Annotated in this window: 26 protein-coding genes; 15 read left to right on the top strand and 11 right to left on the bottom strand. The window is 44.4% G+C overall.

Annotation, left to right across the window (positions count from 1 at the left end; translation table 11 throughout):
* Nucleotides 1-64 precede the first annotated feature (64 nt).
* Together E4663_RS09850 and E4663_RS09845 are read left to right on the top strand one after the other, a co-directional pair.
* Nucleotides 65-1,603, top strand: a complete 1,539-nt coding sequence (locus tag E4663_RS09850) for a fatty acid--CoA ligase family protein (protein ID WP_135327429.1) — start codon at nucleotides 65-67, stop codon at nucleotides 1,601-1,603.
* 105 nt (nucleotides 1,604-1,708) lie between these two features.
* The gene (locus tag E4663_RS09845) at nucleotides 1,709-2,641 is read left to right on the top strand and encodes a coiled-coil domain-containing protein (RefSeq protein WP_135327428.1); all 933 of its coding nucleotides are present in this window, start codon (nucleotides 1,709-1,711) and stop codon (nucleotides 2,639-2,641) included.
* 312 nt (nucleotides 2,642-2,953) lie between these two features.
* Here the strand turns inward: E4663_RS09845 and E4663_RS09840 are convergent, their stop codons facing one another.
* The gene (locus E4663_RS09840) at nucleotides 2,954-3,412 is read right to left on the bottom strand and encodes a DUF3939 domain-containing protein (protein WP_135327427.1); all 459 of its coding nucleotides are present in this window, start codon (nucleotides 3,410-3,412) and stop codon (nucleotides 2,954-2,956) included.
* A 323-nt stretch (nucleotides 3,413-3,735) separates the two neighbouring features.
* Here E4663_RS09840 and E4663_RS09835 point away from each other — a divergent pair, with 323 nt between their 5' ends.
* Nucleotides 3,736-4,248: a competence protein ComK gene (locus E4663_RS09835; protein ID WP_241657144.1), complete on the top strand. Its 513-nt coding sequence runs from the start codon at nucleotides 3,736-3,738 to the stop codon at nucleotides 4,246-4,248.
* Here E4663_RS09835 and E4663_RS09830 read toward each other — a convergent pair.
* The gene (locus E4663_RS09830) at nucleotides 4,172-4,585 is read right to left on the bottom strand and encodes a YhjD family protein (RefSeq protein ID WP_135327426.1); all 414 of its coding nucleotides are present in this window, start codon (nucleotides 4,583-4,585) and stop codon (nucleotides 4,172-4,174) included. The two genes, E4663_RS09835 and E4663_RS09830, sit on opposite strands and share 77 nt — an antisense overlap.
* 190 nt (nucleotides 4,586-4,775) lie before the next feature.
* Between E4663_RS09830 and E4663_RS09825 the strand changes: the two genes are divergently transcribed.
* The 5 genes from E4663_RS09825 (at nucleotide 4,776) to E4663_RS09805 (ending at nucleotide 13,635) form a co-directional block, all read left to right on the top strand.
* Nucleotides 4,776-5,414, top strand: coding sequence for a TVP38/TMEM64 family protein (locus E4663_RS09825; protein WP_079480674.1), 639 nt, complete (start codon nucleotides 4,776-4,778; stop codon nucleotides 5,412-5,414).
* A gap of 64 nt (nucleotides 5,415-5,478) precedes the next feature.
* Complete coding sequence (gene lepB / locus E4663_RS09820) at nucleotides 5,479-6,015, top strand: signal peptidase I (protein ID WP_135327425.1); 537 nt, start codon at nucleotides 5,479-5,481, stop codon at nucleotides 6,013-6,015.
* Between the two features lie 138 nt (nucleotides 6,016-6,153).
* On the top strand, nucleotides 6,154-9,660 hold the full coding sequence (gene addB / locus E4663_RS09815; protein ID WP_135327424.1) for a helicase-exonuclease AddAB subunit AddB: 3,507 nt from the start codon (nucleotides 6,154-6,156) through the stop codon (nucleotides 9,658-9,660).
* Complete coding sequence (gene addA / locus E4663_RS09810) at nucleotides 9,654-13,367, top strand: helicase-exonuclease AddAB subunit AddA (RefSeq protein ID WP_135327423.1); 3,714 nt, start codon at nucleotides 9,654-9,656, stop codon at nucleotides 13,365-13,367. The genes addB and addA overlap by 7 nt, the downstream gene beginning before the upstream one ends.
* Nucleotides 13,348-13,635: an HNH endonuclease gene (locus E4663_RS09805; RefSeq protein WP_277752105.1), complete on the top strand. Its 288-nt coding sequence runs from the start codon at nucleotides 13,348-13,350 to the stop codon at nucleotides 13,633-13,635. Before addA ends, E4663_RS09805 begins: the two co-directional genes overlap by 20 nt.
* 61 nt (nucleotides 13,636-13,696) lie before the next feature.
* Here E4663_RS09805 and E4663_RS09800 read toward each other — a convergent pair whose 3' ends face one another.
* From E4663_RS09800 to E4663_RS09775, 6 genes are read right to left on the bottom strand one after another with little or no spacing between them, the layout of a single operon-like run.
* Entirely contained in the window at nucleotides 13,697-13,915 is a 219-nt protein-coding gene (locus tag E4663_RS09800) for a spore germination protein (RefSeq protein WP_079480670.1), read from the bottom strand.
* Between the two features lie 55 nt (nucleotides 13,916-13,970).
* A complete protein-coding gene (locus tag E4663_RS09795) occupies nucleotides 13,971-14,339 on the bottom strand; it encodes a spore germination protein GerPE (RefSeq protein WP_135327422.1) in 369 nt (122 codons plus the stop codon).
* A complete protein-coding gene (locus tag E4663_RS09790) occupies nucleotides 14,314-14,529 on the bottom strand; it encodes a spore gernimation protein GerPD (RefSeq protein ID WP_135327421.1) in 216 nt (71 codons plus the stop codon). The genes E4663_RS09795 and E4663_RS09790 overlap by 26 nt, the downstream gene beginning before the upstream one ends.
* The gene (gene gerPC / locus E4663_RS09785) at nucleotides 14,530-15,057 is read right to left on the bottom strand and encodes a spore germination protein GerPC (protein WP_079480667.1); all 528 of its coding nucleotides are present in this window, start codon (nucleotides 15,055-15,057) and stop codon (nucleotides 14,530-14,532) included.
* Between the two features lie 45 nt (nucleotides 15,058-15,102).
* Nucleotides 15,103-15,330 (bottom strand): spore germination protein GerPB, encoded by a 228-nt coding sequence (locus E4663_RS09780; RefSeq protein WP_079480666.1) that lies wholly within the window; start codon nucleotides 15,328-15,330, stop codon nucleotides 15,103-15,105.
* Nucleotides 15,331-15,342: 12 nt separating this feature from the next.
* Nucleotides 15,343-15,564: a spore germination protein gene (locus tag E4663_RS09775; protein ID WP_079480665.1), complete on the bottom strand. Its 222-nt coding sequence runs from the start codon at nucleotides 15,562-15,564 to the stop codon at nucleotides 15,343-15,345.
* An 88-nt stretch (nucleotides 15,565-15,652) separates the two neighbouring features.
* On the opposite strand from E4663_RS09775, the gene E4663_RS09770 reads away from it, so the two are divergent.
* Genes E4663_RS09770 through E4663_RS09760 form a run of 3 tightly spaced genes read left to right on the top strand, consistent with a single transcriptional unit; the run spans nucleotide 15,653 to nucleotide 18,556 of the window.
* A complete protein-coding gene (locus E4663_RS09770; protein WP_135327420.1) occupies nucleotides 15,653-16,843 on the top strand; it encodes a DUF418 domain-containing protein in 1,191 nt (396 codons plus the stop codon).
* A gap of 13 nt (nucleotides 16,844-16,856) precedes the next feature.
* Nucleotides 16,857-18,056: a DUF2157 domain-containing protein gene (locus tag E4663_RS09765; RefSeq protein WP_079480663.1), complete on the top strand. Its 1,200-nt coding sequence runs from the start codon at nucleotides 16,857-16,859 to the stop codon at nucleotides 18,054-18,056.
* Nucleotides 18,053-18,556: a GDYXXLXY domain-containing protein gene (locus E4663_RS09760; protein WP_135327419.1), complete on the top strand. Its 504-nt coding sequence runs from the start codon at nucleotides 18,053-18,055 to the stop codon at nucleotides 18,554-18,556. Before E4663_RS09765 ends, E4663_RS09760 begins: the two co-directional genes overlap by 4 nt.
* A gap of 62 nt (nucleotides 18,557-18,618) precedes the next feature.
* Here the strand turns inward: E4663_RS09760 and E4663_RS09755 are convergent, their stop codons facing one another.
* Nucleotides 18,619-19,815, bottom strand: coding sequence for an ornithine--oxo-acid transaminase (locus tag E4663_RS09755; RefSeq protein WP_079480661.1), 1,197 nt, complete (start codon nucleotides 19,813-19,815; stop codon nucleotides 18,619-18,621).
* 155 nt (nucleotides 19,816-19,970) lie between these two features.
* Here E4663_RS09755 and E4663_RS09750 point away from each other — a divergent pair, with 155 nt between their 5' ends.
* From E4663_RS09750 to E4663_RS09735, 4 genes are all read left to right on the top strand, one after another.
* Complete coding sequence (locus tag E4663_RS09750; protein WP_079480660.1) at nucleotides 19,971-20,330, top strand: YisL family protein; 360 nt, start codon at nucleotides 19,971-19,973, stop codon at nucleotides 20,328-20,330.
* A 244-nt stretch (nucleotides 20,331-20,574) separates the two neighbouring features.
* Complete coding sequence (gene asnB, locus E4663_RS09745) at nucleotides 20,575-22,419, top strand: asparagine synthase (glutamine-hydrolyzing) (RefSeq protein ID WP_135327418.1); 1,845 nt, start codon at nucleotides 20,575-20,577, stop codon at nucleotides 22,417-22,419.
* 228 nt (nucleotides 22,420-22,647) lie between these two features.
* Complete coding sequence (locus tag E4663_RS09740) at nucleotides 22,648-24,132, top strand: alpha-amylase family glycosyl hydrolase (RefSeq protein ID WP_158290469.1); 1,485 nt, start codon at nucleotides 22,648-22,650, stop codon at nucleotides 24,130-24,132.
* Between the two features lie 145 nt (nucleotides 24,133-24,277).
* Entirely contained in the window at nucleotides 24,278-24,781 is a 504-nt protein-coding gene (locus E4663_RS09735) for a GNAT family N-acetyltransferase (RefSeq protein WP_241657143.1), read from the top strand.
* A 43-nt stretch (nucleotides 24,782-24,824) separates the two neighbouring features.
* On the opposite strand, the gene E4663_RS09730 is transcribed toward E4663_RS09735, so the two are convergent.
* Together E4663_RS09730 and E4663_RS09725 are read right to left on the bottom strand one after the other, a co-directional pair.
* Nucleotides 24,825-25,736, bottom strand: a complete 912-nt coding sequence (locus E4663_RS09730) for a DUF4349 domain-containing protein (RefSeq protein WP_079480657.1) — start codon at nucleotides 25,734-25,736, stop codon at nucleotides 24,825-24,827.
* Nucleotides 25,737-25,800: 64 nt separating this feature from the next.
* On the bottom strand, nucleotides 25,801-26,661 hold the full coding sequence (locus E4663_RS09725) for a DegV family protein (protein WP_079480656.1): 861 nt from the start codon (nucleotides 26,659-26,661) through the stop codon (nucleotides 25,801-25,803).
* Nucleotides 26,662-26,694 lie beyond the last annotated feature (33 nt).

The following is a 26,694-nucleotide window of genomic DNA, read 5'->3' as shown; positions in this document are numbered from 1 at the left end:
AATTAAATTGAAAATTTAAACTAATTTAATGAATGATCATTCATTCATATGAGGAGGAGCACGAATGAACATTAGCGACCAGCTAGAGAAGACTGCTCTTGAGAACCCAACGAAAGAAGCTTACATATTTCAAGGGGAAGGAGTGAACTACCAAGAATTCAACGCTTCGGTTACGAAATTCGCTTCCACTTTATCTGACTTAGGGTATGGAAAAGGAGATCACATAGCTCTTGTCAGCGGAAACAGCCCGCTCTTTATGATTGGACTGTATGGTGCTTTGAGGGCTGGGGCGACCGTGATTCCGATCAACCCGACGTACACGGTTGATGAAATGAGCTATATCTTGAGAAATGGCGATGTCAAAGCGGTCATTACTTTGGATCTATTGCTTGAGAAGTTCGAGCATATGGATGGTTTGCTCGATGTGAACCATTATTTCGTCGGGGAGTCCGGTTCAGGTATAGACCTCAACTCATCTTCTTTATCGACTAAAATGAAATCGTTTACAAGATCGGTGGCAGCCGGTAGCCTTGATTATCAGAAGCCGCTCATTGATCGTGAAGATGTCGCGGTAATTCTTTATACTTCAGGAACGACTGGAAAACCAAAAGGCGCTATGCTGACGCATCGTAACATCTATTCGAATGCTACAGACGTTGCGGACTATTTAAGCATTTCGTCCGAAGACCGTGTTATTGCCACTCTTCCGATGTTTCACGTTTTCTGTCTTACGGTTGCCCTTAATGCTCCAGTGATGAATGGTGGAACGGTTCTGATCGTACCTAAATTTTCTCCTCAGGATGTCTTTGGAATGGCGGAACAATATAAAGCGACTGTGTTTGCCGGAGTGCCAACCATGTACAATTACTTGCTGCAAACTGGGAAGGATCAAGTCGACACCTTCAAACACATGCGTCTCTGTGTTTCAGGAGGGTCATCCATGCCCGTTGCTTTACTCACCGCATTTGAAGAGCAGTTCAATGTCCAAGTATCAGAAGGATATGGGTTATCAGAAGCTTCTCCCGTTACGGCCTTCAACCCGCTTGACCGCCCGAGAAAGGCAGGTTCGATTGGGCAGAATATCAGCAACGTTGTGAACAGAGTCGTTGATGAGTTAGGGGATGAGGTGCCTGTAGGTGAAGTTGGAGAGTTGGTTGTGCAGGGACCGAATGTAATGAAAGGGTACTATAAAATGCCGGAAGAAACGGCAGTGACCATTAAAGATGGCTGGCTATATACAGGGGACATGGCTAGAGTCGATGACGAAGGCTACTTTTATATCGTAGATCGCAAGAAAGATATGATCCTCGTTGGCGGCTACAATGTCTACCCTCGAGAAGTCGAAGAAGTACTATACGAACATCCTGAAATTAGTGAAGTGGCAGTAGTCGGAGCCCCTCACCCTGAGCTTGGTGAGAGTGTCATCAGTTTCGTTGTAAGCAGCAATCCTTCTCTTACAGAAGAAGAAGTAGTGGAATACTGTCAAGCACACCTAGCCAAATACAAAATTCCGTCCAAAGTTGAATTCATGGATGAACTGCCAAAGAATACGACTGGGAAAATTTTAAGGAAGAACTTAAGAGAACAAGTAACTCAATCATAAATTACGATCAAGAGCATGGTAAACTTCCATGCTCTTTCTCTTTCTCTTTTAAAACGAAACGCTCATAGGGTGGTGTTCGTAAAGGTAATAGGGAGTGATAGAAGGATGGAATTAGAGCAATTAATAGAACAAAAGAAAGATATGCTTACACAAGAAAGGCTCGAGCGTGAATATCGGCAGATAGAGGAAGTTCTGAAGGAGTTAGAAGCAGAAGAGCGTCATTGGAAAAAACGTCTTCAAGAGGAGAAAGAGGATGTAGAGGGGCTGCAGAATAAGAGCCTTACGAATTTGTTTTATACAATTGTCGGACAGAAAGACGAGAAATTAGAAGAAGAAAAACAAGAGGTCGTCGCAGCAAAGCTTAAGTGGAGAGAAGCTAGTCAGGCGGTTCAGGAGACCAAAGAAGATCTTCAACAACTGAAAGGAAGAATCGATAAATTCGGAAGCGCTGCCGAGGAATACGAGCAACTATGGCTAGAGCGTAAGCGATACTTAATACAGAACGGTGACGAAAAAGGAAAGAAACTACTAGAGCTTGCTGACAAGCAGTCCATGCTCGAAGCGGAACTCGATGAAATAAACGAGGCTCTGCGTGCAGGGGAGGATGCTTCAGCTGCTCTTAGTGATGCAGAAGAATCTCTTGATAGTGCGGGGGCATGGGGCGGCCTTGATATGCTAGGAGGAGGACTCATTACGACAGCGGTGAAGCATTCCAAAATAGATGACGCAAATGATGCCGTCCGCAGGTCGCAACGATCTTTGCGGAAATTCGCTGCGGAACTAGAAGATATCGGTCAACATCTCTCATCAACAGTACATATTTCGGGTGCGCTGACCGTTGCGGATTATTTTTTGGATGGACTGATTGTCGACTGGTTTGTGCAAAATAAAATCCATAACTCCCAAGAAGAAGTGCGGAAAAGTAAGCGGAATACACAAGAAGCGTTGCGGAAGTTGGAAGAGCTGGCGGTAGAATTCCAAGAGGAAAAGCGAAAGGTAGCTGATCAGGTACACCATCTTGTAGAGACGGGGAGTTAGAGGGAAGAGGTATGCATGTCATAAACTAACATATTCGCAACCGGTTGCGGTCTTCCGCAAAAATCTTTCGGTGAACGATCAACATGAATATACTACAATAAGAAATAGATAAGCGATGATGCTTATTGATCTCAATGCACTATTTATGATCTGGTTGTCATAAATAGGGTCAGTAATGAAATGTTACTGAAGAGTGTTTTTGTGGGAAAAAGCTCTTTGATCACAAAGAACTTTTTCAAAATTTATTCCCTCACTCAAAAGTTAACCAGTCGTCTCTTGGCCAATGCTGGCGTTAAGCATTGGTCCTTTTTTTTATTTCGGCTGCTTATACGTAATTAGGAACTCCTCGTCGGTTAAAAAATAATCTCTCCCCGGTTTCTCCTGTAACAAGCCAAGCCTTTGCAGCTTATAATAATTTATCCGTTTATATGGATCATCTTCAATTATCGGAGCTTCCTGTGTTTGTTTCATGTATTGGTCTACGGCATGTTGTACAGTATCTATCTCTTTGGCGAGTTCATATCCCTCATTCCCAAACAATTCATACGTTTCTTTCGACATGTAGAAAGGCTCGCTAGGCTTCGCGTGAAGATAAGGGGCAAGGAGTTCATAGTCGAGCGTCAAATCATCCTGGATTAGGACACTTAATGGGACGTGGGAGTCTTTGTCTTCGGAGAAGGCATGAATTGCTTTTTGGATATCTTCCTTAGATAGATCACGTACCTCCAGAGTATGTTTTTCATTATCTGACTTTTTCTTCCGTTTCCACATCTTGTTTCCTCCTATCGATAAATTAGAACAGGCGGTGCTGTTTAATGAAAAAACCTTTAGAAATCCAACCTGAGCTTGAGTTTTTTACCCTTCTGAACCCTGATTTCGGACGGGAGGAGAAGAAAAGCTCAGAGAAAGAAAGTGCACACTGAACTACTTTTGTTACATTCAGTATAGCAGACCGTTGTAAACGGTTCACTTTTTGAAAGAAAGTTTAGACATTTCTTTTAATATTTGGTAAATTGAAGGAGATAAGCGGCGGAATCCGATAGGTAAACTGCCGCTACCTGAATAGAAGGGATGTTTTTGTGGTGGAATATGGTGTGAAAAAAGAATATGAAATTAACGTAGAGACAATGGCCCTGAAGGCCAAATATGATGAAGACGGACAAGTCATCACCGAAGTTATGGAATGCAACGGTACATTCGATCTATTAAAATGTCCAAGCCAGGTAGTAGATGAATCGTGCCGGTATTTTGCCAGCAGTCTTGAAGGGCGCATCTCTGGAACAAAAGAATTAACGAACTACACTCACAAGCCTCCTATTGTCATTTCAGAAGCCATGCGTATTTACTTCTTTCCAATCATTTCTCCGAAACGCAGAGATTGCACCTGGATCGCCCACAAATATATTCGTTCCTTCCACGGGGAAGAAGACCAAACGACAACCATACAGTTTTCAACGGGTGACTCCATCAACGTACCGGTTTCCCATGGGATGATTGCCAACCAAGTGCAGAGAACAGCCCATTTCCGTGTCATCCTTGAAGATCGTCTGCGATTGTCGTCGCCTTCTTCCGATACTTCTGAGCGGGTTGCTGAGACTTTCTCATAAGTTCGAACAAAATCATCTCGACCTTTTTTCGAATAGCGGGGTTAAAGTAATTTCGCTTCTCTTCGTATCCATGTGCTAAGAAGAGGAAGGAGGTGAAGGAATCATTACGTCCAGATTCCACAACGTGAATATTTAAGCGGTCCATCTGATGCTTGAGCTCCTTTCGCTCCTTCCTTGCCTCGAGCTCCATCTTTCCTAACAGCTCCAAATAAGGTTCCTTAATTTTAAATTTTCCAATGTCAAAGTGCTTCCGATCTTGTTTGATTACTACAATAGCCATGGATAGAAATAAATAGCGGGTAGCGATGTCCAGTTCATTTTGTTTTAGGTTCCGCATGTTATTCTCCTCCATAATACGAACGTTTGTTCCTATTATGGATTATACCACGTAAAGCATTCATTTATGCAAGCGAGTTTTTAAAAAAGGACAATATTGGAAAGGATGTATGTAGGACAGCCTCTGCCTGGGCAGGTCTGAATATTTCGTTTACAATGGAAGAAACAAGGTAGAAGGAGAAGCCTGCCTCATGCGTGCATTATCACTTCACATCGACCGTTATCGAGAAATGGCCGAAAACGACCAACTATTTGAATATGTCATCCGTCAGCTGGAGCAGTTGGAGGATTTTGGTCCATTGCCGGGGATTCTTCTCCCGCTTTTGGAAGCCTTTCTTCCAATCTTGCCCTTAGTCGCATTTGTGCTTGCAAATTCGGTGGTGTACGGATTATTGAAAGGATTCCTTTATTCGTGGATCGGCTCTGTCGTCGGAGCAATCTCCGTCTTTCTCATTATCCGCTCATTAGGGCACAAGCGTTTCTTTCAATTTATAACACGCCAGAAACAAGTACAGAAAGTGATGAAGTGGGTGGAAGAACACGGATTCGGTCCGTTGTTTCTACTGATGTGTTTCCCTTTTTCTCCATCTTCCATCATCAACGTAGTTTCTGGTCTATCGAAAGTGAACCGCCAACAGTTTATATTGGCGGCCGTACTAGGGAAGTCTGTAATGATCTTCTCCATTGCCTATGTCGGCAGCAGCATCGCATCATTTGCTCAGAATCCGGTGAAAACCATTGTCGTAGGAGCATGTATCCTATTGTTTTGGATTGTTGGCAAATATATCGAAACAAGAATTAAAAGAAAAGCGGAAAGACAAGCGTACTAAATTGATTAAGTTTAATTCTTCAAGGGTAAAATGTTGATAGAAACAACACCTGGAGGATTAAACTATGAAAAATTATCGCAAAATCATCCGTACGGTATTGTTGGCCTTGTTGCTCGCTTTTGTTTTCCGTTCTTATCTGTTCGCTAGTTATATTGTAGACGGAGAATCAATGGAGCCTACGCTCTTCGATGGCAATTTACTGATGGTGAATAAGGTCATTTATGATTGGCAGCACGTCGGCCGTCAAGACGTGATCGTATTTCATGCCAATGAAAAGGAAGACTATGTAAAGCGCGTTATCGGTGTTGAGGGTGACGACATCGAATTTAAAGATGACAAACTGTATGTGAACGGAGAACCGATACCGGAGGCATATTTGGATGCTCTTAGACCGAATGACGGCCGGCCGTTCACCAAAGACTTTACACTAGAAGAAGTAACAGGGGTCAGACAAGTACCAGCAGGACATATCTTTGTGATGGGTGATAATAGAAGAGATAGTCTGGATAGCCGCTACTTCGGTTTTGTATCTGTAGATACGATTGTTGGAAAAGTGGATGTCCGCTATTGGCCGTTTTCACAAATGGCCTTACAGTTTTAGATTACCCGATAAGTGAGTTCTCTTTCTTAATGAGAGGGGGCTTTTTTAATGCGCGGAAAAGGGATTCCGTTATATTGTCTGCTCTATACATGGTAAAATAGAATAAGATATTTCCGCCGGAAGAGAGGAGCGATTCAGATGAGCATGCGCTTATTAGTCGGGCGTTCAGGTGCTGGAAAGAGCACTCGATGCCTCGATGAAATGGAAAAGAAGTTGAAACAAAACCCAAAAGGGAGACCGATTCTTTATATCGTTCCTGACCAAATGACATTCCAACAAGAATATGCCTTATTGAAGAGAGAAGGGTTAGAAGGCTCGATACGAGCTCAAGTCTTCAGCTTTTCACGATTGGCTTGGAGAGTATTGCAGGAGACGGGCGGGGTGACGAAGAAGTTCATCAGCTCGACGGGGGTACAAATGATGCTTAGGAAGATTGTGGAAGAGAGAACTTCCGATTGGCGCGTCTTCCAAAAAGCTATTGAAAAACAAGGGTTCATCGAACAGGTTGAAGGTATGATCACTGAGTTCAAACGCTACAGGATCGAGCCGCAGGACTTAGCAACGCAAAAACAGGCACTCGACCAATTCGTCCATAAAACAAGCCAAGAACAAGGTCTAAGTGATAAGCTTGATGATCTTGTGTATATCTATGACCGTCTTATGGATGCGCTTCGCGAATCGTACATAGATAGTGAAGACCAACTGCAGTTGTTAGCAGAGAAGATTCCGGAAGCCTCTTTCTTAGAAGGTGCTGAAGTGTACATTGATGGCTTTCATAGTTTTACCCCCCAGGAACTAGTGGTCATGGAAGCATTGTTGAGACAAGTTGATAAAGTACATGTCACGTTGACATCGGAAGTACCGGATAGGGGCGTTAATCCGGAACTTGATCTATTCCATGAAACGAAGGAAACGTATTTAATGTTGAAAGAGACTGCTGAGAAAGCAGGTGTACCTGTCGAAGACGTTGTGCAACTGGACCATAAGGCAGGGCGTCTTTCGAATCGGCCGGCAATTCGTCACATAGAGGAATATTTCGATCAAAGGCCTGCACCAGAGCTTGAAGGAGAGGTTCCGGTTCAAATTGCAGAAGCTGTCCATCCTCGTGCGGAAGTGGAAGGAGTAGCCCAGGAGATGCTCCGTCTCGTCAGAGAAGAAGGATACCGCTATAAAGACATGGCCATATTGATGCGTGAGCCAGACGTGTACCATAGTCTGATTGAGACGTTGTTCGACGATTACAATATCCCGGTCTTCATTGATGAGAAGAGAACAATGCTGAATCACCCGATGATGGAATTGATTCGATCAGGACTTGATGTCATCGAGGGGAACTTCCGTTACGATGCTGTATTCCGCTTATTGAAGACAGGTTTTATTCCAAAGACTGATCGGCGTTATCCGCTTGATGAGGATGCGATCGACGAACTGGAGAACTATGTATTGGAGTATGGAATCCGGTCAAGAAGCCAATGGTTTTCTGATCAGGACTGGCTTTATCAGCGCTTCAAAGGGTTCGAACATGCTTCCCAAACCGATGAGGAGAAGAAGAAGCAAACGAAGATCAATGCGTATCGCAGGCAGGTTAGAGATGCACTGGAGGACTTTGATCAGAACATCCGGACAGAAGGGACGATTGAAGGTAGAGCGCGCGTCCTGTACAAGTGGCTCGAACAACTAGGTGTACCTGCACAGCTGGAGAAGTGGCGGGATTACTACGACCAACAAGGTGAGATCGAACGAGGACGTGAACAAGAGCAAGTATGGGATGCCTTTTTACAGCTTCTTGATGAAATGGTCGAAATGGCTGGGGAAGATACGATGTCGCTGCAAGTTTTCCGGAACATTATGGAAAGTGGACTCGAATCGCTCACATTCGCTCACGTACCACCTAGTATGGATCATGTTGTAGTGGGTAGTGTGGATCGTTCGAGGATGACAGGCGTCAAAGTCAGTTTCCTTCTTGGTGTAAACGACGGGTTTTGGCCGATGAAACCACCTAGTGACGGAATGATCTCGGAGCAAGAACGTGCCTTGTTGGCAGAACACGGGCTGAGGCTTGCGGACGGGAGTAACCGCCAGCTATTGGATGATCGCTTTTACGTATATTTAGCCATGACGATGCCGCAAGACAGACTATGGATAAGCTATCCGCTGAGTAACGAAGAAGGAAAGTCAAAACTTCCTGCAACAATCATTCAGCGTGTAGAAGAATGGTTCCCGAGCTGCCGGGAGCATTTGCTACTGCAAGATCCGGATGATCTACACGAAGCGAGACGTTTCATCACTAATCCGACCAAGACGAGGTCTGCGCTGACGTCCCAACTTGCTCGTTATATTAAAGGGTATGCCATGGATCCGGTTTGGTGGGATGTGTTCAATTGGTATATCGATAACGAACAGCCGAACCAGCTTACCAATCGTGTACTGCAAAGTCTCTTCTATAGAAATAAACCATCTGATCTTTCGAAAGAAACGACGGAGAAAATGTTTGATAAACAGGTGAAAACGAGTGTTTCAAGGTTAGAAACATACCACCGCTGTTCGTATCAATATTTTGCCCAGCACAGCTTGGGACTAGAAGAACGCCGAACATACAAGCTGGATGCGCCTGATATCGGTCAATTGTTCCACGAAGCTTTGAAACAGATCACAGAGTGGGTCCAGGAGGAAGGGCGAAACTTTGCCCAGCTGAACCGAAGTGACTCCGATCGTTTCGCGGAGAAAGCTACGTTCCAACTGGCTCCGGTTTTGCAGAACCAAATTTTGAAGAGTTCTAATCGTTATCAATACATTCAGAACAAACTGCAACGAGTCATAGCGAGAGCAACCTTCGTATTGAGTGAACAAGCAAGGCAAAGCCACTTCACCCCAATCGGGCTTGAACTTGGTTTCGGCATGGGGCAAAACGGAGAACTGCCTCCACTATCACTGGACCTTCCGAATGGTTATGAACTGATGTTGCGAGGTCGTATAGACCGCGTGGATCGTGCATTGACAGATGATGAGCTTTATTTGAGGATCATCGATTACAAATCGAGTGCAAAAGGGCTTAGCTTGCTTGATGTGTATTATGGACTGTCCTTGCAGATGCTTGCGTATTTAGACGTCGTGTTGAGTAACGCCGAACAGTGGTTAGGCAGAAAGGCATCACCAGCGGGGGTTCTTTATTTCCATGTGCACAACCCAATGATCACAGGTAAACAGTTGCTGCAAGATAAGGAAATTGAAGAGGAGATCTTCAAGAAGTTTAAAATGCAAGGTCTTCTTCTGGAAAATGAACGGGTTGTCCAAATGATGGATACTGGGCTTGAGAAAGGTCAAAGTCAAATCATTCCTGCCGGCCTGAAGGCGAATGGCGGATTCTATAAAAGTTCAAAAACAGCCGACCAAGAACGCTTCCAACAAATGAACGGTTATGTACGGAAACTGATGGAGAATGCTGGAACGACCATTACAAACGGTCATGTCGAGCTGAATCCTTATCAGCAGAAACAACAGGTGGCTTGTGGATTCTGCCCGTACCGATCCGTTTGCCAATTCGACCCGACACTGGAAGAAAACGAATATCGTAAATTACAGGACATGAAGGACGATGATATATTGAAACGAATGATAGAAGGGGAGGAGAATCCTAAATGGTGAGTTGGACGAAAGAACAGGAGAAAGCGATTTACACCCATGGCTCAGACATTTTAGTTGCTGCTGCAGCAGGGTCGGGAAAGACGGCTGTGCTGGTCGAGCGGATCATTCAAAAACTCCTGCACAAGGAAAACCCCGTAGACATCGACTCACTGTTGGTCGTGACCTTCACGAATGCAGCTGCTCAAGAAATGAGGAACCGTGTAGGACAGGCATTAGCGAAAGCGCTGGAGGAGGATCCGGATTCTCACCACTTAAAGAAACAGCTTTCTTTATTGCAGAATGCCTCGATCTCCACTCTTCACTCTTTTTGTATGGAAGTGGTCAGAAAGTATGCTTATACGCTTGATATCGATCCTGGGTTCCGGATTGCGGACACCGTCGAATCCGATTTGATCCAGCAAGAAGTATTAGAGGAACTGTTTGAAGACTGGTACGGCAAAGAAGGTGAAGAGCAGCAGCGTTTCTTCGATGTGGTGGAGCGATTCTCAAGCGATCGAAGTGACTTGGATGTAGAGAAGCTGGTCCTTGATTTACACACGTTTGCGACTCAGAACCCATGGCCGGATGCTTGGTTGGATGAGATGGTTGCGATGTACGACGTGTCACAACATCAAGGAGAAGAAGAACTCCCCTGGCTTAGACTCCTGAAAAAAGAAGTCGAGAGTCAATTGAAGGCAATGGAAGTAGAGGTAGACAACCTTCTTGAAATGACTCGCGAGCCGGATGGTCCTTATACCTACGGTGAAACCGCTGATGCCGACCGTGAGATGATCCAACAGGCAAAAGGAGCACTAGCACATTCGTGGGAAGAGCTTCAGACCTTTATGAGGGATACAAAGTTTTCCACCCTTTCCCGCAAAAAGATGGACTGTAATGAAGAGAAGAAGGAGAAAGCGAAGAAAATTCGTGACCGCTATAAGAAGCGTTGGAATGAGATGAAGGAGGAGTGGTTCTCCCGTTCCTTGTCCAGCTATCTGAACGATATGGTAGAACTGCATCCGGTTATGGAGCAGCTCGCTATATTAGTGAGAGACTTCAAAGACCGTTATGAGCAGATGAAAAAGGAAAAAGCGATCGTCGACTTTTCGGACTTAGAGCATTATTGTCTGCAAATACTACTTGGGGACGAAGCCACACCTGACTATCCTGTTCCATCGAGCGTAGCAGAAGGGTTTCATAAACAGTTCTCGGAAGTGCTGATTGATGAGTATCAAGATACGAACTTAGTTCAGGAAACATTGCTGCGCTTGTTGACAGACAGTGAGGAAGCGGGGCATCTATTTATGGTAGGAGATGTTAAACAAAGTATTTACCGTTTCCGCCACGCAGAGCCTTCTTTGTTTTTAAATAAATATAAAGAGTATGGCTATTCTAATGACAAGGGAGAACGGATCGATCTTGCTCGTAACTTCCGGAGCCGTAAACAAGTACTGGATGCGACAAATTATATCTTCCGTCAAGTACTGGATGAAGAAGTCGGAGAAATGGAATATGAGAAAGAAGCGGAACTGATCTACAGCAATACGATTTACGACGAGCTCACAAGCAGTGATGCGACAGCCGAGTTGTTCTTGATTGACCGGGAATCCAAAGAAGAGGAAGAAGAGAACGAGGATTATAAGGATCTGGAGAAGGCACAGCTTGAAGCGAGAGCCTACGGGAAGAAAATAAGGGAGTGGCTTGGAGACGAAGAGAATCCTCCGGTGGATGTCGTCGATAAAGAAACAGGTACGAAACGCCCTATGCAGTACCGGGATATTGTTATTCTGATGCGGTCGATGACGTGGGCGTCTACCATTGTGGACGAGTTGAAGCAGCAGGGTATTCCAGTATATGCAGAACTCTCGACAGGATATTTCGAAGCCATTGAAATCAAAGTCATGTTGAGTCTGCTTAAAGTGATAGATAACCCAATGCAGGACATTCCTCTAGCCTCTGTCTTGAAATCTCCGATTGTCGGTCTTAACGAGGATGAGTTAGCTAAATTAAGACTTTCGAAGCGAAGAGGGACTTATTATGAAGCGTTACTCTCTTATCCTGAGAAAGATGAGCTCGGAGATAAGATTGACCAGTTCAAAGTCATGCTCCAGCAGTTCAGAGAGCGAGCTAGACAAGGGGCGCTATCTGAACTCATCTGGCAAGTCTATCGAGAGACTGGTTATTATGATTTCGTTGGCGGCATACCTGGGGGAAGGCAACGTCAAGCGAACTTAAGGGCATTATACGACCGGGCAAGGTCCTATGAGACTACGACATTCCGTGGCCTGTTTCGCTTCTTACGTTTCATCGAACGAATGGAAGAGCGGGGAGACGACCTCGGAGCCGCCCGTGCACTTGGAGAACAGGAAGACGTCGTGCGCATCATGACCATCCATAAGAGTAAGGGACTGGAGTTCCCTGTCGTATTGCTCGGTGCTATGGATAAACAGTTCAATATGATGGACTTAAAGAACCGTTACCTTCTTCATAAAGATTATGGATTCGGAACGAGATATATCAATCCTGAGAAACGTCTGATGTACCCGACACTCGCTTACCATGCGCTTAAGCAGGCAAAGCGAAGAGAGTTGCTTGCAGAAGAAATGAGGGTTCTATATGTCGCGTTGACAAGGGCTAAAGAGAAGCTGGTCATGGTCGGGAACGTTGCTTCTTTTGAGAAGAAACAAGAAAAGTGGCAGGCCTTCACAGAAGAGAAAGATTGGGTCCTACCTCCACACGATCGATTAGAGGCCAAATCGTACTTGGATTGGGTTGGACCGGCTCTCGTGCGACATGAACATACCGCAAACCTTCGAGGGGAAATCGATGTCACAACAGCTGATGCTATCTATCAAGATGAATCAGAGTGGAAGGTTTCGATCGCTCATGGAAGTGAATTCGCAGTATTAGATGAGGTGAAAGAACACCGCGATCAGAAGCTTCAAGAAGCAGTTCTGCAATGGAAGAAAATAGAGACGGAAACCGTTGATCCGACCATTGTAGAGAGATTGGATTTCACTTATCCTCATCAAAAAGCAGCCCTGACAAGAGCTAAGCAAACGGTTACCGAAATCAAAAGGCAGCGGGAGACCAAGGATGAATATTCGAGTGACCAGCTCCTTGTACCGTACCGGGCACCTATCGTGAAGAGGCCGCGTTTCATGCAAGGGGAGAAAAGTTTGAGCGCAGCGGAAAAAGGGAGTGCGATGCACACCGTGATGCAGCATATTCCTTTTCATAAACCATGGACTGCTTCTGAAGTGGAAGAGTTTGTCCAGAAACTCGTCATGAAAGAATTGTTGACGCAAGAAGAGGCTGATGTCATCGACCATTCCGCTATTTCAGGGTTCTTCGATACTTCTATTGGAGAGATGGTCCAAGAGGCTGAAGTAGTAGAACGAGAGGTACCGTTCAGCTTAACGCTTCCAGCGAATGAAGTGTATAATGACTGGCACTCTGAAACCGAAGAGCGTGTATTCATTCAAGGGGTCATCGACGCCATGATCCCGTATGAAGATGGCTGGATGATTCTCGATTACAAATCGGATGCGGTCACGAAAGATCCTGAGGTGTTTGCTGATCAAATGAGACAACGATATGGCACGCAGCTCCGTCTGTATAAAACAGCGCTCGAAAAGATTTGGAAGCAGCCTGTCTATCGAAGCAGTTTGTACTTTTTCAACGGCCCGATGGTAGTGGAGGTAGATAATGATGGTGGAGATATGTGAACTTTGCGGACGCTCTCCGATCAAGACGACAGAGCACCACTTGATACCTAAGGAATACGGTGGAGCAGAAGGCCCGACAACAATGTTGTGCAGTGCCTGTCATCGTCAGTTGCATGCTTTATTCAGAAATGATGAGCTGGCGAATTTCTACCATACCCTCGAGCGGATTCAGGAGCACCCTGATATGGAGAAGTACATTCGCTGGGTGAAAAAGCAGGATCCTGAGAAGCGAATTACGACAAGGAAATCCAACCGAAAAAAACGTTAAAAAAGAGTCAAAATGTATAAAAGGACGAAATCATTATGATTTCGTCCTTTTCTGTGCGCAATTACGCATTGGCTGTGACGTTTTGGTCATTTACGTCAGGGTCGAACGGGTTGGTGGAACTCAAGCCGTTGTTAGTAATAATCCAGTTCCCTGTATTGAGTGCACCTGAACCGGCGTTCGTTTTTCCGGTGCTTTTCGGTGATAAGTAAAAAGAATCCCCGAAATTGACAACTCCGCCACCAACACTGTTGATGCTGACAGGGCCTACGATCGCTGGCATATAATAAAGCCTCCTTTTAGGACTAGGTCCATATTGTCAAACTATGCGTGAGGCATCATAATGGTTCTTCTTCAAGGCGCCTGATGTGTTTTATTCTTGAACGACTATGAACGTGATCAACACCGCCAATCTGCACAATGGAAGAAGTTGATATACTCGTTACGTCAACGGCGTCTACACAAATCGGCTTTGTAGAGTAGGAAAAAGCATTAAGGTTTAAAGGTTGAAGGAAGTAAGAAGGTTCTTTAGCGAATATATCAAAGTTATCAAAGTCAATGAGTTTATCCAATTGTTCGGGACTTTCAGCCTGAACGGCTACTGCGTTGGAAGAAGGGCTGATGCTGTATACATCTCCGATAAGTATGCCGGAAGCAATCAAAGTCGAGATGACATCTAATTCATTCAAGTACACCATTCTCTTCATCTATCGTGACCTCCTCCCCGCCTTGCTCTCCAGGGAAAGGTCCGATGATGAGAGATTCAGGTGGCGTGTCAAAGAATGACTGCAACTGGACAGTCTCCGTATCGCCGATCAGTAGAGTGGAGGATGAAGTCACACCGGTTACACGTATCTGTCCAACATGAAGTCCGTAGTTATGAACGATGAAATTCATTTAATCCTCTCCTTTTAACGTCTCAAAGTAGGCTGCCATGGAACGTTGGATTTCCATTTTGATTTGGTTCAACAAAGCTGTTTCATCGGCGTTCGGGTTTTGTTCCTGGTAGATTTGGACGCGTTCGGGCAGTTGTCGTTTCACATCAGCCAGGATTTTTTCTTGATGCTCCTCGTTGATGGAGATTTCGTGGTCGCGCATATACTGATTCATCCACGGGGGGATGTCATTTGTCATAAACTCGTTTAAAGAGTGGAGCATCGGCTTAGGTTGAGCCTGCTTTGAGTACAAGTCTCCCAGTTCCGTCAGTTCCGACCCGTTAGGGGTCAGACCGATTTGAAGCGTTCCTTCCAATGTTTCGATCTTCAATTGATCGAAGTGGTATTCTATCCGTTCAATCACTGTTTGAGGTTTTTCATTCGAAGACAATTCGTCGATCTGTTTCTGTAGTTTCTGAATCAGTTTCTGCTGTTGTTCGATTTGATTCATCATTTGCTGGATGTAAGATTGCCAGGAATAGTAATTCAAATGAAACCCCTCCTTTTCAATCAATTTATGCAAGGAGGGACGAGACTATGTTAGAGAGAGAGGGACGAGCGGAGCGGCTTCTGCTTCCCCTGTCGAGATGTATCCTCCTTTAGGCTGTGCGGGGGCTGCAGGCTCGAGGTAGCTCCCAGTGTTAAAAAGATCCGCTTTTGCTTGGATGACACCAGAGCTTCCGATTTGAACAATAGAGGAGTTGGATACGGATCCAATCCTGAGCACGTTGATACTGATACATTGGTGGATGGTCATAGCCATTCTGTATTCCTCCTATGAATTGTCGGATATATTCTGATCCATAAATTCTGAGTCGTTTACATACGTATTGGAGTTTTCAATATCGATTTTGATCCCTGTTCCTGTATTGAACGACCCTCCGCCGGCAAAGGTTTTCACCCATGCTTGAGGGGCCATCTGATACACATCACCGATATTGAAGATGCTAGAAGAAGACAGCGTAATGACTTTTACGACCCCTACTTTTGCAGGCATAAAAAAACTCCTTTCCACTATAATATGAAACTTCGTTGTCATGATTACGTAATGGAAGTAAAATAAAACCATAGAAGGGGGAAGGTTTATGTCATCGTCTGCAGGACCACTTAAAGAGTCGCAGAGGCTGGGGTGGATCGATGCCGCAAGAGGGCTTGCTATCTTAGGCATTTTCATGGTCAATGTTCCAGCTTTTAATGCTCCATATTTTTTATACGGAGGTGCTGAACAATTCTGGCCTTCATCCGTCAGCCATACTGTGCAAGCCATCATCGATATATTCTTCCAAGCTAGTTTCTATACATTATTTTCTTTCATGTTCGGATTCGGCTTGCAAATGATGAAGGCCCGGTTGGATGAAAAAGCAATTCCCTACCGACCCGTCATTTTCAGAAGACTCATCGTCTTGATTGGATTTGGTCTCATTCATGCTTCCTTAATTTGGCATGGAGATATATTGTTATCGTATGGTGTGCTTGGCATGGTGTTGTTCGCGTTCTTTCACGTGAAGGCGAGAACGATGGTTATTTGGGGGTTAAGTATGCTTATGTTCCTCGTCATACCACTGACATTATCTTTATATGCTGTAAGAGACTACCTTGGAAACAATGTCAATTATCAAGCTATAGAGAGTGCGAAAGACAATTACGGTAATGGCGGCATTGTGGATATATGGCAGCAGAACTGGATGGACTGGAGTTACTCTAACAGTCCAGCGAACATCCCATTTCTGGCATTGAGTCTGATTCCGATGTTCTTATTCGGAATGGCTATTTGTAAGAAGAGGTGGCTGCATGAACCAGCTGATCATCTCCAGTCTATAAAGATTACATGGGCATTTTCCGGAGTTGTGTTCCTCCTGTTCAAAGCAGGTCCTTATTTAGTCGGTAACCCTGAGTGGATGCAGTTGCTTCAAGATAATATAGGTGGTTCAGCATCTGCTGTCTTTTATGTTTTATCCATTACCTTACTGTTCCGTACAAAGACTGGGGAACGAATCGTACATCCGCTGACATGGGTCGGTAGAATGTCGCTATCTAACTATATATTCCAATCCCTAGTAAGCTTCATTCTGTTTTATTCCGTAGGTTTTGGACTATATGGTCACGTCCCTCCTTTGGGAAGCTTTCTGTTAGTTGTTGGCGTCTTTGTTTTACAGGTCGTAGCAAGTAGAGCCTGGCTTAAGAAATATAGGTACGGCCCGCTTGAGTGGTTGTGGAGGTCCTTGACTTATGGCAAGAAACAACCATTGAAGCGAAAGCAAACAGTCGCATCATAGAGAGGTGGAAGCCATGAACCATAGTCAGATTGCCAAAGAAAGTAAGAAATGGGTAGAAGAAGAGATTATAACAGATTCCCAGCGTCATCAGTTATTAGAACGTTATCCGAAGAGAGGACAAAAACCTTTATTATTAACATTTGCTGCGATTTTTATCGGTCTAGGTTTTTTAACGTTCATCGCTTCCAATTGGTCGAGGATGGACGACCTTGTCCGGATGGGCATCATCATCGGGTTTCTGATAGCGTTTTATGTGGCTGGAGAGAGAATCTATACCAAATATTCCAACACTCTCGGTGTTAGTTTTATATTGATCGCCCTTTTGATATTTGGATCTGGCATTTTCTTAATTGGGCAGATGTATCATTACACATCGTATAGTGCTTTTCCATTCTTCATTTGGGCAATAGCTGCGTGTGGTCTATATGTGTTATGGAAAGAATGGACATTCTTCATCTCAGCTATAGGTATTATTACGGTAGGACAAATTTATAGTGGGTTCGTATATCAACAGCTACACTTTCTTATGGCTCTATTATTCCTCGTTGTTCTTGGGGTTGTGGTGTACAGGAGTAAAGAAGCATCTCTTACTCTGATGTTCGGGATCAGTTACCTTATCCAATCGCTCATATTAGTATTGAGTGAAGATTTGAATTACTACTGGCTGATGGTTTTCTTCCTCACATTATATTTGGCAGATGACCTAGTTGTGAAAAAAGGGGAAGTCCGAGTCTTTAAGACTTTAAGTGTTATAGCCGTATTTACGCTTCATGTATTCGGTGTGTTTCTACTTGGCCAGGAATGGATTACAAATGCATCAGAATCATCCTTTTTATTCTTCCTGTTATGGGCGGTACTGTTCGTAGGGGCGGTTATACGTGCTGCACTCAGTTCTACCAATTATTACTGGGCAGATTTAATTCTGTTTGTACCTGTGTTCAAGTTTCCGATTGGAGATGCCATATCCCTTGGTGTGCTTTTTCTTTATTCATTGATTTGGCTGATCTTCGGCTATCGGACAGAGGTGAGTAGATGGGTCAATAAGGGAACGGCTACCTTTTTATTTACGACGTTTCTCGCTTACTTTCAGCTTGCTTGGGACTTCATGAATCGATCCGTATTCTTCTTCACCGGAGGTATTCTGTTATTCCTTCTCAGCTTCTTTTTGGAAAGGAAACGAAGGCAAGTGCATAAAGGGGGGCGAGCAGAATGAAGAAGACGTTATGGTTCTACGTCTTGGTCGCGTTGCAAGCCGCTTTTCTGATCGTCATGTCTGTTGGCTTCTATGCAATGGATGAATGGGGAGAAACAATCAATTTAAAAACAGAACCGGTTGACCCCCGTGACCCGTTTTATGGAGATTATGTCGTATTGAATTATCAAGTGGAAAGCTTTCCTTCGTCTAAATGGGAAGGAAAAGATGATGTGGAGAGGGGCGACAAGGTTTACCTTCTTTTAGAGAATGAAGAAGACGGTGTCAGTAGTTTGATCAAAGCGAGTGATCATCCATTGGATCCAGATGCCAATCAGATTGTCGTTGAGTCGAGAATGGAATGGCGTGATCAATATAATGACAACTACCGAGTAGATCTTGGTCTGGATCGTTACTATGTTGAAGAGAATACCGGCCGGGAGTGGGAACAAGCGGAGGACAGAATCGTAACGATTGTTCTTGCGCCGTGGGGACAGAAGAAAATACAGTCGGTTCGCTAATATTTCATTTGATAAATTAAAAACCCCCTTTCTGATAGTTGCTCAGGAAGGGGGATTTTGCTTTAGCCTAAAACATCTTTAATTTGTGTAATCGCCCAATCTAAATCTTGCTCCTCGATCACGAGAGGAGGTGCGAAGCGGATCACGTTCTCGTGGGTTTCTTTACAAAGCAATCCTTTCTCTTTTAACTGTTCGCAATAACCACGAGCAGGTTCGGTCATCTCGACTCCGATGAATAACCCTTTGCCTCGTACTTCTTTAATTTTCGGGTTATCGATCGACTGGAGTTCCTTCATCATATAATTTCCTAACTCAAGGGAGCGTTCTGCCAACTTTTCTTCCTCAATGACTTCAAGAGAGGCAACCGAAACAGCGCAAGCCAATGGATTACCACCGAATGTAGAACCGTGTGATCCTGGATTGAAGACGCCTAGAACGTCTTTATTGGCTACCACACAAGAAATTGGGAACACACCTCCACCAAGTGCTTTTCCGAGTATCAACATGTCGGGGCTTACATCTTCCCAGTCACAGGCAAACATTTTGCCGCTTCGGCCAAGTCCAGCCTGAATCTCATCTGCAATGAACAAAACGTTCTCTTCTTGGCAGATCTCGTATGCTTCTTTCAAGAAACCTTCAGGAGGCATGACAATTCCTGCTTCCCCTTGGATGGGTTCAAGGAGGAATCCAGCCGTGTTCTCATTGATGGCTTCTCTTAATGCTTGTGCATCACCGTAAGGAATGATCTTAATGCCTGGAAGCATAGGACCGAATCCACGTTTATATTCAAGTTCTGAAGACAAAGAAACCGCTGTCATCGTCCGGCCATGGAAATTACCTGTACAAGCAATGATCTCCGCCTGATCTTCTGGAACTTTCTTGACATCGTATGCCCAACGACGCGTAGCTTTGATCGCCGTTTCGACAGCTTCAGCACCAGTATTCATCGGCAGTGCCATCTCTTTGTTGGTGATCTTGCAAATCTTCTCATACCAAGGACCGAGCTGATCGTTATGGAACGCTCGAGATGTTAGAGTGACGCGGTTCGCTTGTTCCTGTAATGCTTGAATGATCTTCGGGTGTCGGTGACCTTGGTTGACGGCGGAATAAGCACTCAACATATCCATGTACCGATTCCCCTCAGGGTCCTCTACCCAGACTCCTTCTGCTTTTGAAATGACAATTGGTAACGGATGATAGTTCTTAGCACCGTACTCCTGGGTTTGATCAATGATTTCTTGACTTGTGAACGTAGACATCGTATCCCTCCATTTCTTTTTCTCCCTACATTATAACAGGTTTATTCTTAACTTTCTCAGTACTCAGATAATTTATGTTTGTACTTTTTGGTAGGAATTTGCCGATCAATCATGGTATTATATCCGTAGATTAAGAGAACAAAGGAGGAAGAAACATGGCACATTTACATATCACTTCGTGGGTAATTGCTTTCGTGATGCTAGGGCTCGCTACAACGTTCCACCGGGCAGGAAAACAGAAAGCAGCTAAAATTTCACAGATGATTCTAAGGGCGGATTATTTACTAGTACTATTCTCTGGAGGGTGGCTTTTCTCGAGCTACGCGAACTACGGACCATTAATTATCATCAAAGTCCTTGCTGGCTTATGGGTCTTAGCTTCCATGGAAGCCATCTCAGCAAAATATAAGAAAGGGAAACCTGCGGGGAGCTGGTGGTTGCAACTAACGATTGCTGCCATCTTAGCCATTATTCTAGGATGGGGCTTTCTTCCGCTTGGTATTCTTCCAGCCTAATGATAAAAAACGGTATGCCCAGTTGGCATACCGTTTTTTTGCATAGAGGGGTATGTGTATAGTTAACCGCTTCTTGGGGGGAGCAGTTGATAACTATTTTCAATTATAATGATAATTATTCTCAATTGATAAGTCAAGACTATATCATAAATTTTCTTTCTTGCTCATATTGTAAGTTATAATGTCTTCTTACTTTTACTATTTCTAACAAGGCATTTTCTTATGGGAAGGAAGGTGTGGCTAGATGTGTGGAATCGTAGGCTGGATTCAACAGAACCAAGATAGAACAGATCGTGAGGAGATACTCGATCAGATGGCCGTGACATTACGACATCGTGGTCCTGATGATTATCAAAAGTGGGTGGACGGACCGGCAGCACTTGGTCATCAACGTCTAATTGTTGTCGATCCGTCTGGTGGAAAACAACCTATGGTGAGAAGAGCTAACAATGAGCATTACATTTTATGTTACAACGGAGAGCTATATAATACCGATGAGGTGCGCACAACACTGAGAGCGAAAGGATGGAATTTCTCATCACACTCAGATACAGAAGTAGTCCTCGTCAGTTATATGGAGTGGGGCACTGAATGTGTCGATCACTTTAACGGAATTTTCGCTTTCAGCGTGTGGGAGAAGAAAAAGGAACGCCTGTTTCTTGCTCGCGATCGATTGGGTGTTAAGCCTCTTTTCTATAGTCCTCAAGCGGACGGGGTCGTGTATGCTTCCGAAATAAAGGCCATTTTAGCTCATCCTGAGATGGAACCGAATGTGACAGAGGAGGGTGTCCAAGAAATTTTGGCACTTGGACCTTCAAGAACTCCTGGTCATGGAATTTTCGACAATGTCTTCGAGCTCCGTCCAGGATACCGAGCCATTTGGGAGAAGGGAAAGCTTACAACCGAGCGGTATTGGAATGTTGAAGGAAAGCCTCATACAGCCTCATTCGATGAAACGGTCGCGAAGGTAAGAGAGTTATTTATTGATGCCTCGCAAAGACAGCTTGTCTCCGATGTGAAGTTAGGGACATTCTTATCAGGTGGAGTGGATTCGAGTGCCATAACCTCCGTAGCCGCCGCGCAGTATAAGAAAGAAGGGAAGGGTGCACTCGAGACGTTCTCGATTGACTACAAGGACCAAGAAAAATATTTCAAGAAGAATGCATTCCAGCCCGACCGTGATGAAACCTATATCAATATGGTAAGAGATCAGCACAAGACCGATCATACGGTTATGGAAGCAGACACCAATGATTTAGTAGATCGATTGAAAAAAGCGGTAGAACTGCGAGATTTACCAGGAATGGCTGATGTGGATTCATCCTTGCTGTGGTTTTGTGAAAAGATAAAGGGTCACGTAACGGTTGCTTTATCAGGAGAGTGTGCCGATGAAATATTCGGAGGCTACCCCTGGTTTTACCGGAAAGAAGATCAAGAGCGCAAAGGATTCCCTTGGATTAGATCTCTGCAAGAGCGGGTCTCTCTCATCAAGGACGAATGGAATGAGAAAGTTGATATTGAAGCATACATGCTGAAACGGTATCAAGAAACCATTGATGAGACTCCTTTGTTAGAAGGGGAAACGGAAGCGGCTAGGAACCACCGGCATATGTCCTATTTGAATATGAATTGGTTTATGCAGACCCTTCTAGAGCGTAAGGACAGAATGAGTATGGGAGCAAGTCTCGAGGTGCGTGTACCGTTCAGTGATCACCGTATTGTCGAATATGCCTACAATATTCCGTGGGAAATGAAACATTTCGGTGATCAAGAAAAGGGACTTTTACGGCAGGCACTGAAAGGTGTATTACCTGACCAAGTCTTGTTCCGAAAGAAAAACCCTTACCCGAAAACCTTCCACCCGGATTACACGAAGGCTGTCTGTTTCTGGATGGATGAAATATTAAACGATCCTAAAGCACCGTTGTTTAAACTCTTTGACCGGGACCGTGTGAGAGAACTGAATGAATCGGAAGGGAAATCGATCGATACGCCGTGGTTTGGTCAATTGATGACGGGGCCTCAGCTAATAGCTCACCTCTGTCAAATCAATCATTGGTTGGATACTTATAAAGTGAAATTTATATAAAGGCAAATATATGGGGTGGAAACTAGAACGAGGCTGCTTTATGCGGTCTCGTTTTTTACTTTGAATCGGATAAGGAATCCCCCCTTTTGAAACAATCTAAATGTGATTATTTTGTGTATTCGATAAGAAACCTTCATAACAAGATTGACTAGCCCTCCCCCTAAGCGATAATCTAAAGTGGTTAGGCTTTACAGTTTATACATTCTATACATAGAAAGGGGAGGGATGATGAAGAGAGCAATAGTACTAATACTAATCATCCTGATGGCTTTACCTCTAGGCATTCAAGTAAGCGCTGCCGAAGAGAGTCATCCTTGGCAAGAAGAAAGCGTTTATAGAATTCAAGTCGATCGTTTTATGAACGGCACTAATGAAAATGATCAAACAGTCAGCCCGGAAGATCCAGAAGCATACCATGGTGGCGACTTACAAGGTGTCATAGATCAATTGGGTTATATAAAAGAGCTTGGGTTTACTGCGATAGAATTATCTCCGATCGTCAGTAATTCAGAAGACGGTGCGCATGGATTTGCGGTAGATGATTTCCGAGCTGTAGAAGAAAGATTCGGGACAATGGAAAAGGCGAAAGAATTAGTCGAAGAGGCACATTCCAAAGATTTGAAGGTGATTTTGGATTTTCCCATCAGCTACGCATCCAATGAACACCCATGGATGGAGGACGAGAGCAAAGACGGATGGTTTTTAAATGAGGAAGAGTGGGTACCTACAAACGTTTGGCAAGAAGGGTTGCCCGAACTCGATACAAGCGTACCTGACGTCCGAAAGTACCTAGTGGACGCAGCTTCCTTCTGGGTGAACGAAACAGGAGTGGATGGCTTGCGGTTAGCTGCATCCCCTAATGTCGATACAGCATTCTATCAGTCTATGGCAAAGGAAGTACAGTCTCCTGACTTCTTTTTGTTCTCGAATACGAAACCGGATCCAGAAACAGTGACCGAGGGGTACTTGGACGGGTTCTCTGACCAACGATACCAACAAGAGATCCGCAAATCCTTTGCTCAATTCGATCGTCCACTAAATGAATTGTATTCCCTTTATGAACAAAATGAAGAGTTATATAGCGAGGGAGTCCCGGTGCACGCAATTGATGATGGAACGGATGCTCGTTTCACACACCTTGCGGTTAAAGAGGGACAAAATCCTGTCACGAGATGGAAACTTGCGTTAACATACTTGTTTACATCCCCTGGCGTTCCTGTTATGAATTATGGAACGGAAGTCCCTCTAGACGATGGAGGAACCCTCGGAGATATACGGATGATGAACTTCAAAATGTCAGATGAACAGATCGAGGAGCGTATTGAAAACTTAACCTCGATGAGAAAGCAATTCAAAGCCTTAACCCATGGTGATTATCAGCTGCTCCACAAGGAAGACGGATTTGCTGTTTTCAAGCGGACATACGAAGGGGAATCGGTTGTCGTTGCAGTAAACAATTCTTCCGAAACGAAAGTTATGAAGATGGAAAACATGGAAGAAGGGCAGCAACTGAGAGGACTTCTTCAAGACGGGATGGTCCGGCAGCAAAAGGATGGAACGTACCGGCTAGGTATGGAAAGAGAGACAGCGGATGTATTTATAGTGGAGGAAGATACAGGATACAACTGGTTGTTCATCGGATTTGTCGGAGGCGTTCTCAGCTTGTTTGTCATCGGTGTCACAGCAGTCAGTATCAAAAACCGAAAAGAGTAACGAAAAGCACCCTCAGCAGAGGGTGCTTTGTTCAGATTGTAGTAAAGTATAGAGAAATACCGTCGGTTCTATAAGGTTTTGTGAAGACGGTGTTGAAGAAATAGAAGAGATTCTTGTGTACTTAAGCGAAAGGAGAGGGCTGCTTGTGATTACGATTCAGCCACTAAAACCATCACATGAAGGCTTATTGCGAGAATTCGAGCTAGAAAATAGGGGGTATTTTGCAAGTATGGTTCCTGATCGTGGGGATGAATACTTTGAACCCGCTACGTTTTCAAAAAGGCATGATGCCCTACTAGAAGAACAAGCAGAAGCACATTCTTATTTCTATTTGATAATAGAGAATAGGGATATTGTCGGAAGAATCAATGTGGTGGATATAGATCCTTCCACTAGCTTTGCCCATATCGGATACCGTATCGGAAAGCGACATACAAGAAAAGGGATAGCCCTTAAGGCGATGGGGCTAGTCCAAGTGGAGATGGTTAAGAAGGGGATCAAGGGATTTTATGCGAAGACGACCACTAATAACATTCCGTCCCAGAAAGTATTAGAAAGAAGCGGATTTATGCTTGCAGCTGCAGATGAGGACAAATTTGATCTAAACGGAGAGATGGTCTCATTCCTGAACTATACACTCAAGCTTTAAAAGACGGGTCCAACGAAAATAAAATCGCTGCACCCGTCTTTCATCAAGTCTCTTTATCTGATTTTTTCTTTCTATACCAAAACCACCCTGTTATCAATAAAATTGGGATTAGAAATGGGGAGTATCCGACCACCGTCACCACCAACCAGGAAACGAATGTTGTCAGTCCATTGATCGAGCTTGCAAATGCCTGCTTGGTTCGTTCCCAGGTGTCGTGAGAGGATCCTCCTACATCTGGAACGACGACTTTTGTTTCCGTGATGCCTAGAGTTATCGTCGAGAAATCGCTCTGATTTTGTAAGTAGTTCATTTTACCCTTCAACACTTCAATCTCTGATTGAATCCGCTCTAAATCTTGGGAGATCTTCAGTAAAGAGTCCGTTTCTTCTGCTTGGTCAAGGAAGGTAAGAAGACGAGTCTCTATCTTTTCTTTAGCAGTAAGACGAGATTCAAGGTCTACATAATCTTCGGTGACATCACGTCCCGTAATATTCTGAGAGATGATGGTGTCACTGATTTCCTCGAATCCTCCAATCATCGATTCAAAATGCTGCTGCGGGACACGAAGTCGGATTTGCCCACTGCGCCTGTCACCGTCGCCTTTCGAAATGTTCGCTTCCACGACATAAGCTTCGTTGACTTCCATCCGTTTGTCCAGTTGTTGCCGGAATACCTCGTAATCTTCTGTCTCTAGTTCAATATGAGCATTATAAATGAGCATCCGATCACCTGAGTCATCAATGATGGATGTTTCGCTATTCCCATCACCTGCTTCCTGGTCTTCTACTGGTGCTTCAGAAAGTCCGTTGGTGTCGTCAAGTTCTGTCGTGGCCTCTTCTGATGTGGCTTGATCAGCGCTATCTCCCTCGGAACTTTCCTGTCCCCCATTACTGCTACAACCTGCAACTATAAGCAATAGAATGATCCAAAGTAGCTGGAACCGGATATTTTTCATAGAAAAACCCCCTTTGTAAGTTAGTCGCTACAAAGAGGGTTAGGTTACGCTTATACGGGAATATTTATTTGTAAGGCTCATTTAGGAAGAAGAGTGCAATGGTTCCCGGCCCGGCATGGGCGCCAATAGAAGACCCGATCAAGTCGATATGGATTTCTTTATAGCCGTACTCTTCTTTAATCATATCGGCTAACTTCTGTGCGGTCTCGGCATCATCACCATGGCTGATGGCAATGCGTTGGTTCTCAAGCTCTATCCCACGCTCTCCCATCACTTCAACCATTCGCTTCAATACCTTTTTGGCACCTCTGATCTTCTCTAAAGGAATGAGCTTGCCATCCTCCATATGTAACAAGGGTTTAATTTTAAGAAGAGTCCCGACAAATGCAGCGGTTTTACTCACGCGCCCACCACGGTAGAGGTATTCGAGGTCATCTACTGTGAAGATATGCTCCATGTGAGTAGCATGATAGGTCCCGATTCCAAGAACTTCTTCATACGAGTCGCCATTCAGTGCGGCTTCTGCTGCTCGCATTACGACGAGGCCGTATCCTAGCGAAGCAGCTTTCGTGTCTACTACATCAAACTTGGCATTCGGATATTTTTCTTTTACATCCTGTTCAATCATTTTGGCAGTTTGGTATGTCCCTGAGAGTTCAGAAGAAAAAGCAAAATAGATAAAGGGTTGGTCTTCCTTGACGAAAGATAAAAAAGTTTCCTCAAATGCCTGAGGGGAGACTTGGGAAGTTTTAGGTGCGCCCCCATCGCGCATTTTCTGGAATACCTCTACTGGTGAGATGTCTCTGCCGTCTTCATATTCTTCACCATTGATGGTAACTCTGAGTGGAACGGAGTGAATCGAGAGCTCTTCCTGTACTTCTTTCGAAAGATCAGAAGCGGAATCACAAAGGATTTTAACATTCATTATGGTCACCTGCTTATCGTTTTTTTTATTACT

Origin of the sequence: Halobacillus salinus (assembly GCF_004684905.1) — a bacterium.
Lineage (GTDB): Bacteria > Bacillota > Bacilli > Bacillales > Halobacillaceae > Halobacillus > Halobacillus salinus.
Note: the sequence above shows the minus strand (reverse complement) of the source record. Positions and strands in the feature narration are given on the sequence as shown.

Excerpts from the sequence above, each read along its gene's own strand:
- E4663_RS09740 (WP_158290469.1), top strand. The coding sequence starts at position 22,648 with ATGAAGAGAGCAATAGTACTAATACTAATCATCCTGATGGCTTTACCT.
- E4663_RS09765 (WP_079480663.1), top strand. The coding sequence starts at position 16,857 with ATGAACCATAGTCAGATTGCCAAAGAAAGTAAGAAATGGGTAGAAGAA.
- E4663_RS09805 (WP_277752105.1), top strand. The coding sequence starts at position 13,348 with ATGATGGTGGAGATATGTGAACTTTGCGGACGCTCTCCGATCAAGACG.
- lepB (WP_135327425.1), top strand. The coding sequence starts at position 5,479 with ATGAAAAATTATCGCAAAATCATCCGTACGGTATTGTTGGCCTTGTTG.
- E4663_RS09775 (WP_079480665.1), bottom strand. The coding sequence starts at position 15,564 with ATGCCTGCAAAAGTAGGGGTCGTAAAAGTCATTACGCTGTCTTCTTCT.
- E4663_RS09770 (WP_135327420.1), top strand. The coding sequence starts at position 15,653 with ATGTCATCGTCTGCAGGACCACTTAAAGAGTCGCAGAGGCTGGGGTGG.
- E4663_RS09795 (WP_135327422.1), bottom strand. The coding sequence starts at position 14,339 with ATGAAGAGAATGGTGTACTTGAATGAATTAGATGTCATCTCGACTTTG.
- addB (WP_135327424.1), top strand. The coding sequence starts at position 6,154 with ATGAGCATGCGCTTATTAGTCGGGCGTTCAGGTGCTGGAAAGAGCACT.
- E4663_RS09845 (WP_135327428.1), top strand. The coding sequence starts at position 1,709 with ATGGAATTAGAGCAATTAATAGAACAAAAGAAAGATATGCTTACACAA.
- E4663_RS09830 (WP_135327426.1), bottom strand. The coding sequence starts at position 4,585 with ATGCGGAACCTAAAACAAAATGAACTGGACATCGCTACCCGCTATTTA.
- E4663_RS09755 (WP_079480661.1), bottom strand. The coding sequence starts at position 19,815 with ATGTCTACGTTCACAAGTCAAGAAATCATTGATCAAACCCAGGAGTAC.
- E4663_RS09730 (WP_079480657.1), bottom strand. The coding sequence starts at position 25,736 with ATGAAAAATATCCGGTTCCAGCTACTTTGGATCATTCTATTGCTTATA.
- E4663_RS09825 (WP_079480674.1), top strand. The coding sequence starts at position 4,776 with ATGCGTGCATTATCACTTCACATCGACCGTTATCGAGAAATGGCCGAA.
- E4663_RS09790 (WP_135327421.1), bottom strand. The coding sequence starts at position 14,529 with ATGAATTTCATCGTTCATAACTACGGACTTCATGTTGGACAGATACGT.
- E4663_RS09800 (WP_079480670.1), bottom strand. The coding sequence starts at position 13,915 with ATGCCAGCGATCGTAGGCCCTGTCAGCATCAACAGTGTTGGTGGCGGA.
- E4663_RS09760 (WP_135327419.1), top strand. The coding sequence starts at position 18,053 with ATGAAGAAGACGTTATGGTTCTACGTCTTGGTCGCGTTGCAAGCCGCT.
- E4663_RS09750 (WP_079480660.1), top strand. The coding sequence starts at position 19,971 with ATGGCACATTTACATATCACTTCGTGGGTAATTGCTTTCGTGATGCTA.
- E4663_RS09780 (WP_079480666.1), bottom strand. The coding sequence starts at position 15,330 with ATGGCTATGACCATCCACCAATGTATCAGTATCAACGTGCTCAGGATT.
- E4663_RS09725 (WP_079480656.1), bottom strand. The coding sequence starts at position 26,661 with ATGAATGTTAAAATCCTTTGTGATTCCGCTTCTGATCTTTCGAAAGAA.
- E4663_RS09840 (WP_135327427.1), bottom strand. The coding sequence starts at position 3,412 with ATGTGGAAACGGAAGAAAAAGTCAGATAATGAAAAACATACTCTGGAG.
- E4663_RS09850 (WP_135327429.1), top strand. The coding sequence starts at position 65 with ATGAACATTAGCGACCAGCTAGAGAAGACTGCTCTTGAGAACCCAACG.
- addA (WP_135327423.1), top strand. The coding sequence starts at position 9,654 with ATGGTGAGTTGGACGAAAGAACAGGAGAAAGCGATTTACACCCATGGC.
- asnB (WP_135327418.1), top strand. The coding sequence starts at position 20,575 with ATGTGTGGAATCGTAGGCTGGATTCAACAGAACCAAGATAGAACAGAT.